At 31.6% G+C, this 13,371-nt stretch carries 14 protein-coding genes; 9 read left to right on the plus strand and 5 right to left on the minus strand.

Annotated elements, in window-relative coordinates; translation table 11 throughout:
• Nucleotides 1–9: 9 nt before the first annotated feature.
• The 3 genes from Ccar_RS24310 to Ccar_RS24320 all read right to left on the minus strand — a co-directional run bounded on the left by Ccar_RS24310 (nucleotide 10) and on the right by Ccar_RS24320 (nucleotide 1,837).
• Complete coding sequence (locus tag Ccar_RS24310; RefSeq protein WP_007065066.1) at nucleotides 10–636, minus strand: hypothetical protein; 627 nt, start codon at nucleotides 634–636, stop codon at nucleotides 10–12.
• A 2-nt stretch (nucleotides 637–638) separates the two neighbouring features.
• Nucleotides 639–1,430: an ImmA/IrrE family metallo-endopeptidase gene (locus tag Ccar_RS24315; protein ID WP_007061574.1), complete on the minus strand. Its 792-nt coding sequence runs from the start codon at nucleotides 1,428–1,430 to the stop codon at nucleotides 639–641.
• 71 nt (nucleotides 1,431–1,501) lie between these two features.
• Nucleotides 1,502–1,837: a helix-turn-helix transcriptional regulator gene (locus Ccar_RS24320; protein WP_007061573.1), complete on the minus strand. Its 336-nt coding sequence runs from the start codon at nucleotides 1,835–1,837 to the stop codon at nucleotides 1,502–1,504.
• Between the two features lie 274 nt (nucleotides 1,838–2,111).
• Here Ccar_RS24320 and Ccar_RS24325 point away from each other — a divergent pair, with 274 nt between their 5' ends.
• Nucleotides 2,112–2,525: a hypothetical protein gene (locus tag Ccar_RS24325; RefSeq protein ID WP_007061572.1), complete on the plus strand. Its 414-nt coding sequence runs from the start codon at nucleotides 2,112–2,114 to the stop codon at nucleotides 2,523–2,525.
• A gap of 236 nt (nucleotides 2,526–2,761) precedes the next feature.
• Here Ccar_RS24325 and Ccar_RS24330 read toward each other — a convergent pair whose 3' ends face one another.
• Both Ccar_RS24330 and Ccar_RS24335 read right to left on the minus strand, forming a co-directional pair.
• On the minus strand, nucleotides 2,762–4,057 hold the full coding sequence (locus Ccar_RS24330; protein WP_007061571.1) for an ImmA/IrrE family metallo-endopeptidase: 1,296 nt from the start codon (nucleotides 4,055–4,057) through the stop codon (nucleotides 2,762–2,764).
• A gap of 92 nt (nucleotides 4,058–4,149) precedes the next feature.
• Nucleotides 4,150–4,572 (minus strand): helix-turn-helix domain-containing protein, encoded by a 423-nt coding sequence (locus Ccar_RS24335; protein ID WP_007061570.1) that lies wholly within the window; start codon nucleotides 4,570–4,572, stop codon nucleotides 4,150–4,152.
• Between the two features lie 142 nt (nucleotides 4,573–4,714).
• Between Ccar_RS24335 and Ccar_RS24340 the strand changes: the two genes are divergently transcribed.
• The 8 genes from Ccar_RS24340 to Ccar_RS24375 all read left to right on the plus strand — a co-directional run bounded on the left by Ccar_RS24340 (nucleotide 4,715) and on the right by Ccar_RS24375 (nucleotide 13,012).
• On the plus strand, nucleotides 4,715–4,915 hold the full coding sequence (locus tag Ccar_RS24340) for a helix-turn-helix domain-containing protein (RefSeq protein ID WP_007061569.1): 201 nt from the start codon (nucleotides 4,715–4,717) through the stop codon (nucleotides 4,913–4,915).
• 84 nt (nucleotides 4,916–4,999) lie between these two features.
• Nucleotides 5,000–5,209 carry a helix-turn-helix domain-containing protein gene (locus tag Ccar_RS24345; protein ID WP_007061568.1) on the plus strand — a complete coding sequence of 70 codons (210 nt, stop codon included), beginning with the start codon at nucleotides 5,000–5,002 and terminating at the stop codon, nucleotides 5,207–5,209.
• A gap of 18 nt (nucleotides 5,210–5,227) precedes the next feature.
• Complete coding sequence (locus Ccar_RS24350) at nucleotides 5,228–5,548, plus strand: hypothetical protein (protein ID WP_007061567.1); 321 nt, start codon at nucleotides 5,228–5,230, stop codon at nucleotides 5,546–5,548.
• Between the two features lie 46 nt (nucleotides 5,549–5,594).
• Nucleotides 5,595–6,116, plus strand: a complete 522-nt coding sequence (locus Ccar_RS24355; RefSeq protein ID WP_007061566.1) for a DUF2815 family protein — start codon at nucleotides 5,595–5,597, stop codon at nucleotides 6,114–6,116.
• Nucleotides 6,117–6,326: 210 nt separating this feature from the next.
• Nucleotides 6,327–8,267: a DNA polymerase gene (locus Ccar_RS24360; protein ID WP_007061565.1), complete on the plus strand. Its 1,941-nt coding sequence runs from the start codon at nucleotides 6,327–6,329 to the stop codon at nucleotides 8,265–8,267.
• A gap of 46 nt (nucleotides 8,268–8,313) precedes the next feature.
• Nucleotides 8,314–10,728, plus strand: coding sequence for a virulence-associated E family protein (locus Ccar_RS24365; RefSeq protein WP_007061564.1), 2,415 nt, complete (start codon nucleotides 8,314–8,316; stop codon nucleotides 10,726–10,728).
• A 681-nt stretch (nucleotides 10,729–11,409) separates the two neighbouring features.
• Entirely contained in the window at nucleotides 11,410–11,949 is a 540-nt protein-coding gene (locus tag Ccar_RS24370) for a flavodoxin family protein (RefSeq protein WP_007061563.1), read from the plus strand.
• 583 nt (nucleotides 11,950–12,532) lie between these two features.
• Nucleotides 12,533–13,012, plus strand: coding sequence for a hypothetical protein (locus tag Ccar_RS24375; RefSeq protein ID WP_007061562.1), 480 nt, complete (start codon nucleotides 12,533–12,535; stop codon nucleotides 13,010–13,012).
• Nucleotides 13,013–13,371 lie beyond the last annotated feature (359 nt).

The raw sequence follows: 13,371 nt of genomic DNA on the forward strand, positions 1-13,371 counted from the left end.
TTAGCCCTGTTAAGACTGCTTGTCCGTATTATGCCAAATATTGTTTATTTCTTCAAGCTTTTCTGGTATTTTTTCAAATGCAAATTTAGCAGTTGCCTTTATCTCTGACCATGATAGGTATTTAACCTGTTTTTCTCCAATATTTTTTAGAGTGTCATAAACATTGTATACTGATATTTTATGTTTTCTACTACTTAATTGGTTTACTACATATTTTTTAGCTCCACCATCATCAGACATAAAGATACCAATTCCCATATGAAAAGCCATTAGAGATGAACGAATTTCACCAAGACTCTCCTTATCATGTCTGTATGTAAATACATCCCCTGCAAAGTCTTGATAATTAAAAGCTTTATATGCCTTTTTAAAATTTTCTTTGTAGCGTTCTTCATTACTCTGATTTAAAAAATCAGAATGATTATACACTTTAATACTACCACTTTCCACTAGTTGTTTAGCAGTCGAGTTTCCCATTAATTCTTCTGTATATACATAATGATGCATTACAGGAGTAACGTTCATTTCATTCATAATTTTAATAAATAATTTACCAGTTGAATCTTTTTCTGTAAATTTAATGAAAAAGTCAGTATCTATAACAACTTCTCTTTTATCCTCTGCCAGGTCACACATCGTCAAAACAGAACTTCATCTCCACATGTTTTTTCAACTGGTTTAATTTCAAACTCTTTTCTTATATTATTTATTTGAGTTTCATTAATTACTTTGCTCTCTTCTGCCGCTAGGAGGTGATCTTGTAAGTTATCCATGCTTTTTAATTTTGTAATAATGTTTAATCTTGTATACTGCTCTGCATTTATTATTTCTTTCAAGTAATCGCTGTCCTTGTATGTAAAGATTTTTTTGTTAAATTTCTCATCCAACCTACCTATTTCATTAAGTCTTCTAACCACCGATTTAAAAGGTACAAAGAAATAATTCATCAAATAAGCAATTAATTTTACTAAATCCAAAGCTTTTATTGTTGGTCCAGTATAATGCATTTCTTTTAATTTAAACTCCATAGCCTCTTTAAATAACTCTCTAGGCATTAGTAGCTCAGCTGCAAACCTATTTATTACAACTTCACATTTAAATTCCTCCTCAGGAAATTTTTCTCTTAATCTTTTATCTACTTTCAATATATGTCCTAACTCATGCGCTGCAGTAAATGCTTGACGTTCTCTTGTATTATTTGTGTTAATAAACACAAATTGCTCCATCTTACCGTTTACAGGCTTTTCTATATGACAACCACTACAACCATCATTTTCTTCACCTTCTAGCGGGTAGTACAAAACTATACAGTCTAATGCTTGCAATATTGAAAATACATCATCACGAATAATTTCATTTTTTATATTTTTTTCTTGTTTAATTTCTTGAACTAGCTGTTCAATACCATTAATGATATTTTCGCTTAACAATATACTACACCTCTCCATACAAAAAAATACCTAAAAATATATTACATATTTTTAGATATTTAAAATATATACTAATCAGCCAATGCTTCTTTAATATTGCAATACATATCGAATATATCAAGTATTTTTTCTCTATTCTCTGGTTGGTTAAATTTGCCCATACAATGCATAAAACCCTCACCTGTATATGCATTATCATCTCTATAAGTAAATAGTTCATCAGTAGTTACATTAAAATAATCAGCAATATCTTTTATATCCTCTTCTGTAGTTAAAAGCCTAGCATCACAAAGTTTTTGAACATCAAAACAAGAGTATCCTAATGCCTTGGCAAATGCTTCTTTAGAGATACCTTTTTGATTGAGTAATAAAGTAATGTTATTCCCCAAAACTCTTGCATTCTCCATAAAAATTCCTCCCCTTGCAATATTTTCAAGCCGATTACACATTATATCATATATCAATATTGTAGTCAACTCGAAATATCTATATTTATATTATACGTTTATTCTTCTATATTGACAAGAAAAATTATACTTAATATTACTAAAATTATGATTCAAATATGATAATATCCCAAATATAAAACTTGTATTATATATACAAATTTGAAAAAAATTTCATAAAATCCACTTCACTTTCTAAATTTTACGTGTATATTAGTAAGTGGGGGTGTTTTTGATGGATAAAAATCTTAAGGATACTATAAGTGCAGCAAAAAATTTACAGAAGGAAGGATTAATATATTTAAATGATAGTATAGATCTTGAGGTAGAGCCTAATTATCAGATACTTGCTATGATTATACATAACTTAAATGACATGATAGATAGAGAAAAATATGAATTAGTTAAGAATGATGAAAAAAAACTAATACATGAGCTTGCTTTATTGAATTTCAATGAAAACGATTTAATTTGTGATGATGATGTGGAGATTATGGAAAATATGACAAGAGAATATATTGATATTTTAGATCCAATACTATATGAAGATGTTTGTGTTTTTTTTCCTAAGGCGGGCAAATTAGCTGAAATTTATGGAAAAGCTTCCACGCAGATTGAAGAAGGGAAGTTTAAAAATATTATATTTTAGAAATTTACATAAAAAAATAATAAGTCTTAATGTTTCAAAAAAATTAACATAGATACTTGGCATTGGAAACTGCTTCCTATACAATAATGTTAACAGATATACAAACATGCTGTTTTATTTAGAAGGGGATTAAAATAAATGATATATTAGGTTTTGGAAAATTTATTGCAGATAAATAGAAAAGTTAAACACAAAGCAGCAGCAGCTTTAATTTTAAGCCAACTGCTGTTTTTTTACTAAAAGGGAATATCGCCATCATCAATAGGAACAGGTTCTGGAGCAACAGGATAAAAATCCTGAAGTGCTGCGATTTTAATATCATTAACTGCAATTTTAAATTGAGACTTAGCCATTGACGTTAGAATTCCAACATTTTTACAATTTAAAATTCTATCTTTTATGTAAGTGTCTTTAACATATACAACAAGAGTTTCACCACATTGTTTTGCAGTAGAATTTTCTAAAAGAGTACTTAATAAAGTATAGCCTTCAAGGAATAATGTAAATCCCATTGTATCCCAATCCTTAATATCTTCAGCAGTATTTGATGTGCCACTCAGGTTTTCTTCAAATTCCATTTTATTTAGTAGAGCTTCACGTGTTGGCTCCCAGTCATGCAGTAAATTGCTATTATAAAAAGTAGTTACGTTTCCACATTTAGGACAATACCTGGCATTACCAGGAGCTGTTGTGTGGCAGCCACCGCAATCATTTGTACATTCGTTAAATAAATATTGTCCACATATAGGGCAATATTCATCAGATTCCCCAATAACACTGTTAGCGCATTTAGGGCAAACAGAAACTTTCATAGTATTTTCACTTATTTTAAAACCGTCATCATATTTCATAGTAGTTACCCCCCTAGTACCATTTTTCAAAAACATTCCACAAATTTTACAATAGAAATCCTTTGGATTTATTTCTGCATTTTCACAGTTTTCACAAACTAAAAAGGTTTTAGAAAATCTTAAATGAGAACACTTAAGGTTACTTAACCTTTTTAATACAGCCCATTCTGAAACATTAAAATGTTCTGCCACATTTTCTAAAGATGTAAAATTGCAGGTAGATATTTTACTTTCAGGCATAAGTATTCTACCTGCAAATTCATCAGCTTCTAGTTCCTCTATATATAAATCATCTTCTGTTTTATACTCATCTGGAAGTTCATAATGTTTTAGATAAATATGAGCTATTTCATGAGCTAAAGTGAAATTAAGTCTTCGATGCTTGGACATTTCAAAAGGATAATGAATTTTATTTTTGTTAACAATTATTAAAAAATTGTCCAATTCCCTTGAATACACTGTTGCTGCATCTGTTTTATTAGATAAGTTTGGAATTGATTTTATATGAATAGGTAGACATTGCTCTTCCTGAATTTTTAATATAAGTTTAACACAATCTAAGGGCCAATATTTTAATTCAAAATCTTTTATAAAGTCTTTTACCCTTTTAGTAATATATTCAATCCTATGCTGGGGTATTTTATCTAATGTATAATAACTGTCTTTACTAGAATGACACATATAATCCCTCCACATCATAAAATAGAACAAATGTTCTGTAAGTTAATTATAATATGAAATTATTACCAAGTAAAGAAAAAACAAGAATAAATTTATTTATTCTTGTTTTTATTTAAATAAAAGTTTGCAAATTCTTTTATGGCGGTTATGTCTTCCTTAGGTAGTTCAGAAGTAACTCTATTCATAATAGTTAAAAGTTCAGAATCTTTATTATGAATATTTTTTGCCATTTTTAGAGTATCTGCAAATTCACCGTCTTCAGTTCTAAAAATGAGCTCAGTGTATTTTTCATGATCGATTGTTTCTTCAATATAACCTGCTTTAGTCATTAATTCACCATAGCTTATTTCAAGGTGGGGTGCTATTGCCTTTAGTATATTTGGAGATGGCTTTTGTCTTTCTCCAGATTCTATACGTGAAATTTCTGTATTGCTAATATTGCAAAGATCAGCAAGCTGTCTTTGAGACAGTCCTTTTTCTTTTCTAAGATTTTTTAAAAATTCACCAAATTTCATGATAGACAATCCCTCCTAAATTTAATTATATAATAAGTGTTGCCATTTGGCAATGAAAATATTTCAATATATTTGACAAACGGTTACACAATTTAGTACAATTTTATTGTAACCTAATGGAAACAATATGGAGGGATAAAAAGTGCAACCTAATAAAAAATATATCATAGATCTCATTCATAAAAGTAATTGGTCACAAAATAAATTTGCCATGAAGGCTGGAGTTTCAAAGACTACAATAAGTAGGTGGGTTAATGGAAAGAGGGGAGCAGGGGCAGAATTAATAGCTGGTATAATTAGGGCTTTTCCTAATGAACCAATAGATAAGCTATTTTTTTTATAAAGTATGTTGCTAAGTGGTGACACTGGTTGATAAATAGAAACAGAACTAAATATAGTCAACGGCAAAAAGGAGGACAAATCATATATGAAAGTTAGAAATGAAGTTTTAAAGGAAAAACTAAAGAAAAATTTATGGAGTCAAAATGAGCTGGCAATAAGAGTAGGTGTTACCAGGGGGACAATAAGTAGAGTTATGAATAACAAAAGAGGGGCTGGTAGAAAAGTTATAGAAGGACTTCTTAGAACTTTTCCAGAGGAAACAATGGATACTTTATTTTATACAAAGAAAAATTAAGAAAGAGGTGTTGTATATATGGATATTAATATAAACGTAAGGATTGATTCTCCAGACATTATGAATTCCTTATTGGCTTTATCAGAAGCATTAGCACAAATAAAAACAGCAGCTGAAATAAAAGGTCAAACTCAGATAAAGCCTGAAGAAGTACAAGCACCAAAAGAAAAAAACAAGGTAGTAACTTTAGAAGAAGTAAGAGGACTTCTTGCAAAGCTTTCACAAGCTGGAAAACAGCAGAAGGTAAAAGCACTTATAGAAAAATTTGGTGGTAAAAGATTATCAGATATTCCAAAGCAAAAATATGGTGAACTTTTAAAAGAGGCTGAGGCGATTTAGAAATGCTTGAACATATGCAGATTTTAAAAATTAGGAGGAACTATCTATGAAAGTTATAACGGGAAAAGTAAGATTCAGTTATGCAAATGTGTGGGAGCCTAAAAGCATTAATGGAGGTGACCCAAAATATTCAGTAAGCTTAATCATACCTAAAGCTGATAAAGTTACCATAAATAAAGTGAAAGAAGCAATTGAATCTGCTAAAAAAGAGGGAATATCTAAATTAGGGGGCAGTATACCAGATAACTTAAAAATGCCCCTTAGGGATGGGGATGTTGATAGAGCAGAGGAAGAAGCATATAAAGACAGCTATTTTATAAATGCAAACAGCAGTACAAAGCCTGGAATAGTGGATAAAAATGTACAAACCATAACAGATAAAAGTGAATTTTACAGCGGCTGCTATGGGAGAGCTAGTATTACATTTTATGCTTACAATGTTGATGGAAACAAAGGTATAGCCTGCGGACTTGAAAATCTTCAAAAGTTAGAGGATGGAGAGGCACTTGGCGGACACAGTAGGGCTGAAGATGATTTTGATGCAGCAGCAGACAACTTTTTAGATTGATTTTTAGTTCTTAGCTAAAATTGCCAATAATCTTTTTTCATAAGTAAGAGGTAAGAGTGAAGAACTAAGAGTTATGGATGATTTCCTTCCGCTGTGGCTCCCGAAAATCTAAAATATATTTAAAGATTTTTCTTTGAAAAATCCTCCTTAACTCTTACTTCTTAGTTTTTAGTTCTTACCTAAAAAGTTAACTTATAGGGAGATGATTATTTGCTATCCATTGATATAGAAACCTATTCAAGTGTTGACATCACAAAATCTGGAGTTTATGCATATACAGAGGCAGAGGATTTTGAAATATTATTATTTGCCTATGCTTATGAGGATAAAGAAATAAATATTATAGATTTAGCTTTTGGTGAAAAGTTACCACAAGGTATAATAGAAGATTTAACTAATCCAAAGCTTATAAAAACAGCTTTTAATGCTAACTTTGAAAGAACCTGTCTAGCAAAATATTTAAATAAACCTATGCCGCCAGAGCAGTGGAGATGCAGTGCTGTTCATGCATTAGCTTTAGGATTTGGAGGAAGCCTTGAAGGAGCTGCTAAAAGTTTAAATTTACAGCAGCAGAAAATGAAGGAAGGGAAGGCTCTTATAAGGTACTTTTCTATGCCCTGCAAACGTGGTGAAAGGAGCCGGAACTTACCCCAGCATAATATAGAAAAATGGAAGGTATTTAAAACTTATTGCAAGCAGGATGTGGAAGTTGAAAGAGCTGTAAGAAAGAAGTTAGAAAAATATCCAGTAACAAAAAAGGAATGGGAACTTTGGGCTCTGGATCAAAAAATAAATGATAGTGGAGTTAAGATAGATAAAGTATTGGTGCATAGTGCCATAGAATGTGATAAAACCTGTCAAAGTAAAAAAACAGAAGAAGCTGCAGCTTTAACAGGTCTTGAAAATCCTAATAGTCAGGTGCAGTTAAAAGGCTGGCTTGAAACTAAGGGTGTAAAAGCTGAAAGTTTATCAAAGGAAAAGGTAAGAGAATTATTAAAAGAAGTAGAAGATGAAAAGGTTAAAAGAGTACTTAAGCTTAGGCAGGAGTTATCTAAGACTTCTGTTAAAAAATATGAAGCTATAAAAAGAGCTGTGTGCAAAGATGAAAGAGTAAGGGGACTTTTGAAATTTTATGGAGCAAATCGTACTGGCAGATGGTCAGGAAAATTAGTTCAGACTCAAAATTTACCAAGAAACACTATGGATAATTTAGAAGCTGCACGTATGCTTCTTAAATCAGGAAATTATGAAATGCTGGAGGTTTTATTTTATAGTGTGCCGGAGGTTTTATCCCAGCTTATAAGAACAGCCTTTATTCCAGCTTTTAATTCAAGATTTATAGTATCAGATTTTAGTGCCATTGAAGCTAGAGTTATAGCTTGGCTTGCAGGAGAAAAATGGGTTATAGATACTTTTAAAGGCAGTGGAAAAGTTTATGAAATGGCAGCAAGTAGGATGTTTGGGGTGCCAATTGAAAAGATAGTTAAAGGTAATATGGAATACTCATTAAGGCAGAAAGGAAAAGTGGCAACCCTTGCTTGTGGTTATCAAGGAAGTACAGGTGCGCTTATAGCAATGGGAGCTGTAAAGATGGGATTGAAAGAAGAGGAACTTTCAGGCATTGTTGCAGCCTGGAGAAAATCAAATTCTAACATAGTAAAGCTGTGGAGAAAAATTGAGGATGCAGCAATAAAAGCAGTAAGAGAAAAGAAAGTAGTGAAAATGCAGTATGGACTTGAGTTTTTTGGAAGTGAAGAATTTTTATTTATCAAGCTTCCTTCAGGAAGAAGTCTTTCTTATGTGAGACCTAGAATTGAAAAGGATTTTAGGTTCAATAAACTAAAACTTACTTATGAAGGAATAGAGCAGGGAACTAAAGCATGGGGAAGACTTAATACTTATGGAGGAAAACTTACAGAAAATATAGTTCAAGCAATTGCCAGAGATTGTTTAGCTTATGCAATGCTAAGGCTGGATAGGGCGGGTTATAAAATAGTGTTTCATGTTCATGATGAAGTTATATTGGATGTGCCAAATGGATTTGGTTCTTTAAAGGAAGTAAATGAAATCATGGGTAAACCTATTGAATGGGCAAAAGGACTTCCATTAAAAGCTGATGGTTTTGAAACTGATTATTATAAGAAGGATTAACCAGACACTCAGTTATCTTCTACGAGAATTTTGGAGGTGGATCACATTGAAAAATGATGGTGTTATTACAATTGCGGTAGGTAGAAATCGTAGGGAAGTAAAGTGGAAAAATAAAGAGATGAAGTGGTCCGAATTTTTAGATAAGGTAAGTAAAACTGTAAGAACACCAGAAACTTATGAACAATACAATAAGCTGCCTAAAAATGATCAGGATGATATAAAAGATGTGGGTGGTTTTGTTGGTGGAGCTTTAAGATCTGGAAGGAGAAAAGGTGATGCTGTTTTAAGCAGAAGTATTCTTACTTTAGATGTTGATTATGGACAAGAAGGCTTATGGGATACTATAGAAATGCTATTTAACTTTGGCTGTTGTATGTATACAACCCATAAACACAGTAAAGATAAACCAAGGTTCAGATTAGTTATTCCATTAAGCAGGACTGTAACTTCTGAAGAATATGGAGCAGTAGCAAGGAAAGTTGCAGAGGATATAGGAATTGATTATTTTGATGATACAACTTATGAACCTTCAAGACTTATGTATTGGCCATCCACATCACAAGATGGAGAATTTATTTTTAAATATCAAGATGAAGCATGGTTAAATCCTGATTATATTTTAAGTAGATATGAAAATTGGCAGGAGGTTTCTTTGTGGCCTGAGTCTTCAAGAAACATAAAAATTAGAGAAAAGTCAGTAGATAAACAAGGAAATCCAAGGGAGAAAGATGGAATTGTAGGTGCATTTTGCAGAACTTATTCTGTAGTGGAGGTTATTGAAAAGTTTTTAAGTGATATATATGTACCTTGTGCTGATAAAAATAGATATACATATGCCAAGGGTTCAACAAGTGGAGGCTTAGTTATTTATGAAAAGGGTGATTTTGCTTATTCACATCATGGAACAGACCCAGTATCAGGTAAACTTTGCAATGCCTTTGACTTAGTAAGAATTCATAAGTTTGGACATTTAGATGAAGAGGTTAAAGAAGGAACAGCAGCTGGAAAGCTGCCTTCTTATGAAGCTATGATGGATTTTAGTAGAAGGGATGAAGAAGTAAAGCGCACCATTGGACAAGAAAGGTTAAAAGCAGCAAAAGAAGATTTTACAGACATGGAAGCTTTAGAATACATGGATACAGAGTGGTTGAAGCTTCTTGAGGTTGATAAAAGAGGCTTTTATAGACCAACCATAGATAATTTAGTTTTAATTCTTGAAAATGATCCATATTTAAAAGAAAAAATAGCTTTAAATGAGTTTTCACACAGAACAATGATAAGAGGGAATCTTCCATGGCATAAGCTAAATAATACAGAAGAGGGTGATCCTTGGAAAGATAGTGATGATGCTGCATTAAGGTATTACAGTGAAAAAGTATATGGAATAACTTCACCTACAAAAATAGATGATGCACTTTTAATTGTGGAAGAAAAAAATAAATATCATCCAATAAGGGATTATCTTAAAGAAACTGTATGGGATGGAACAAGGAGAGTTGAGACCTTGTTTATTGATTATCTTGGTGCAGAAGATAGTTCTTATACAAGAACGGTGACAAGAAAAGCTGTGGCTGCAGCAGTTGCCCGTGTGTTTGTACCTGGAATAAAGTTTGATTATATGCTTGTTTTAGTTGGCAGACAGGGAATAGGAAAAAGTCATATTATAAGCTTGCTAGGTAAAAATTGGTATTCAGATTCTTTTAGTACAGTGCAGGGAAAGGAAGCTTATGAACAGCTTCAAGATGCATGGATTATTGAAATGGCAGAGCTTTCTGCTACTAAAAGAGCAGAAACGGAAGCTGTAAAACATTTTATATCTAAAAGAGAGGATATTTACAGAGTTGCATATGGCAAGCGTGTAACAAAATTTCCAAGGCAGTGTGTATTTTTTGGAACTACTAATGATAATGATTTCTTAAGAGATAAGACAGGAAATAGACGTTACTGGCCTGTACTTGTAGGAATAAATAAAATTAATAAAAATTTGTGGAAAGAAATGAATCAATATGAAATAGATCAAATATGGGCAGAAGCTTTGAAGCTTTGGGAGGATGGGGAGGATTTATTCCTTGCACCTGATATAGAAAAAGAAGCTGTTAAGGTTCAAGCACAACATACGGAAGAAAGTTCTAAGGAAGGCTTAATTAGAGAATATCTTAATAGGCTGCTGCCTGAAAATTGGAAAGATCTCGATATTGGAGCACGCAGACTTTTTATTCATGGTACTGATTTTGGAGAAGCTAAAGAAGGTACTGTTCAAAGGGATAAGGTATGTGCGATGGAAATATGGGTAGAGCTTTTTCAAGCAGATCCAAAACAGATGACACCTGTTCAAGCAAGAGAAATTAATGATATTTTAAGAAAAATTGAAGGATGGAAACCTTATTGTAAAGGAACAGGAAAACTTAAATTTGGAAAAACCTACGGATTGCAAAGAGCATTTACAAGAACGTATCCATAAAGAAAAATATAGTATCCATAAAATGCAGCATGGATACGGTTAAGGATACGGCTGAAAGTTAGTAAATATAAGGGTTTGGGTTTATTGGTATCCTATATATCCTTATTATTATTATATAGAGATATGTGAAATATAGAAATAGGTATATACCTTATATCTATATAGGGGTAAGGGTAATAGGTAAGGAGTTTTATGGATATGTGGATACCATTTGGTAGAGGAAAGTATACAGAATACAGAGGACAGTGAAGGAGGATTTTTCTCCGCTTTGCTGCGAAAAATCTTTAATTAAATTTTTGAAGGCTCGTTTTGCTAGAGCAAAACATTGCTGATTTATATAAGTTTAAAGATTATTTTGCGTTAGCAAAACAAGCTTTAAAATAAATTAGTTTTCCGACGTAAGGAGGAAAACTTACCTTCATTGTCCTCTGAAAAGTTGCTTGGCAATATGAATATTATATGTATTAATCTATAAATCTAAATATATGAATGTTCTTTGAAAATGAAATAATGCGGTGTTTGAAAAAAAGAAGTACTTATTCCTTTATTGCAAACTGTTGTGTAATAATATTACAAATATGTTATAATTTCTATATACTTAGGTCAAAGTTGTAATCTAATGCGAAGTAACGGTACTTTTGGTATAATATAGATAAACGAGAATTTGCGGAGGTAATTATCATGAAACAGAAAAGAGTTTTGATTATAGAAGGGAGCCCACGTAAAAGAGGCAATTCACAGTTGCTTTGTGAAGCATTTAGAGACGGAGCAGAAAAGAGTGGTCATCACGTAGATTTGATTCGAATTCAAGATAAAAGAATTGGATTTTGTATGGCCTGTGATGGTTGTATGAGAAATGGTGGTACCTGTGTTCTGAAAGATGATATGGCGGATATCTTAAAGCTGTATCAGGAAGCAGATGTACTTGTGCTTGCTACACCGATTTATTTTTACGGCATTTCAGCACAAATGAAAACATTTATTGATCGAACATATCCTATATGGCAGAACCTCGGACAAAAAGAAGTTTATTATATTGTTTCGGCAGGACTGGGCGAAGACATTGTGAATCGTTCACTGAGTGATCTGGATGGTTTTGTAGAGCACCTGGAAAAATATGAAATCAAGAGAAGACTTTTTGCTACCAATGTAATGGGGGCAGGACTTGTAAAAGATACTGAATTGATGGTTAAAGCACATCAGATGGGCGAAAATATATAATAGATGAAGGTCAGAAATCATAGCATGAGAGTGACAAACTTCAATTTGTAAGGTAAATATGGTGAATAATTTTCATATTTACTGACTTAACTATAAAAATCAAATAATCTACTGGAACACCGCATTATTCATGCTTGAATTTTGGGGTGCTTTTAGTTATTTTTTAAAAATTATATTTTAATATCTATATATAAAAATAAATAGATAAAAGCGTATTACAAAAATAAAGTGTACTTATTGTAAATTTTAAATTTTCTTCCGATTAATTAATAGAGCTTAAAAAAAATTATATTATTGAGGTTTATTTATCAAAGTTAAGAAAGCTTTGGGCAAATTTATTAGCTGCAGTCATGGAGTATTCCTCCAGGGTCACATCCAATAAGATTGTCCAAAGCAAAAATAATAATTTGTTAAAAGACAATCCTTGTGTATTAAAGGCATTACTTAAAAAAATCAGTAGCTGGATGTGGTATAAATTATAGAAAGGCTATTAAGTTAGAAAATGCTTAAATAATTTATGAGTAATTTGAAAAACTGTGAAAGTTGCGTTAAAAAATAAAGTTAGAGATTGGGGGATGAGAGTGTGGAAACTAGAGAATATGTGGAGTATCTTTTGAAAAATTATAATGAAATATTGAAAGACATAGATCAATTAAAGTTTGAGTATGAAGCCTTTAAGGATTTTGAATCAGAGGAGGTTATAGAAGTTCTTAATTTTTCATCAGCAAGTGGTGATAGGGTTATAACAAGTAATATTTCAGATAAAACCTGTAAGATAGCTTTAGTATATAATGAGGTTACAAAGAGGATGAGTAAAGAAAGCAGGGAAGAAATTTCTAAGATGATGAAGGCTGCAGAGTTTGAGATTACAAGATTGAATTATTGTATAGAGAGATTAGAACCTAAGGTTAAAGAGGTTTTAAAGAAAATATTTATAGAAAAGCTTTCCTGGAATAGTGTTTGTGAAAAATGTTCAATTAGTGAAAAAACTTTAAACAAGTATAAAAATAAAGGTATTGATGAAATTACAGCTATGTTTAATTTGAGTAGGCTGGTGAGTTAATTACCAGCCTTTTTATTTTCTGTGAATTTTCTTTTAGACTAAAATCTACTTTGAAAGGTTTTTTATATTCAGGATTATTTACTGGATAAGCATTATAAATATAAGTCTTTTTAAACACATCTTTTGACATATGCTTTGACAATTCATCCCTTAACCGTATTATAGATATTAATAAAATTTCGTCAGATGAGATGTTATCTTTTATATGATCTATGATTGGATCTGTTGCTACAGAAATATCTATATTAATAACAATAAGAATGAACAATAAACAAATAGAACAGCAAAAGATACAATCAATTAGACCATATCATGACGCGTTAAAAAAGTCGCCTCCAAGTTATGACAGTATTATGACG

The sequence above is a fragment of the Clostridium carboxidivorans P7 genome (genome assembly GCF_001038625.1).
Taxonomy (GTDB): Bacteria; Bacillota; Clostridia; order Clostridiales; family Clostridiaceae; genus Clostridium_AM; species Clostridium_AM carboxidivorans.

Bases quoted from the DNA above. Each gene is read 5' to 3' on its own strand.
- Ccar_RS24345 (WP_007061568.1), top strand. From the start codon at position 5,000: ATGAAAGTTAGAAATGAAGTTTTAAAGGAAAAACTAAAGAAAAATTTA.
- Ccar_RS24330 (WP_007061571.1), bottom strand. From the start codon at position 4,057: ATGTGTCATTCTAGTAAAGACAGTTATTATACATTAGATAAAATACCC.
- Ccar_RS24335 (WP_007061570.1), bottom strand. From the start codon at position 4,572: ATGAAATTTGGTGAATTTTTAAAAAATCTTAGAAAAGAAAAAGGACTG.
- Ccar_RS24320 (WP_007061573.1), bottom strand. From the start codon at position 1,837: ATGGAGAATGCAAGAGTTTTGGGGAATAACATTACTTTATTACTCAAT.
- Ccar_RS24355 (WP_007061566.1), top strand. From the start codon at position 5,595: ATGAAAGTTATAACGGGAAAAGTAAGATTCAGTTATGCAAATGTGTGG.
- Ccar_RS24350 (WP_007061567.1), top strand. From the start codon at position 5,228: ATGGATATTAATATAAACGTAAGGATTGATTCTCCAGACATTATGAAT.
- Ccar_RS24370 (WP_007061563.1), top strand. From the start codon at position 11,410: ATGAAACAGAAAAGAGTTTTGATTATAGAAGGGAGCCCACGTAAAAGA.
- Ccar_RS24310 (WP_007065066.1), bottom strand. From the start codon at position 636: ATGTGTGACCTGGCAGAGGATAAAAGAGAAGTTGTTATAGATACTGAC.
- Ccar_RS24325 (WP_007061572.1), top strand. From the start codon at position 2,112: ATGGATAAAAATCTTAAGGATACTATAAGTGCAGCAAAAAATTTACAG.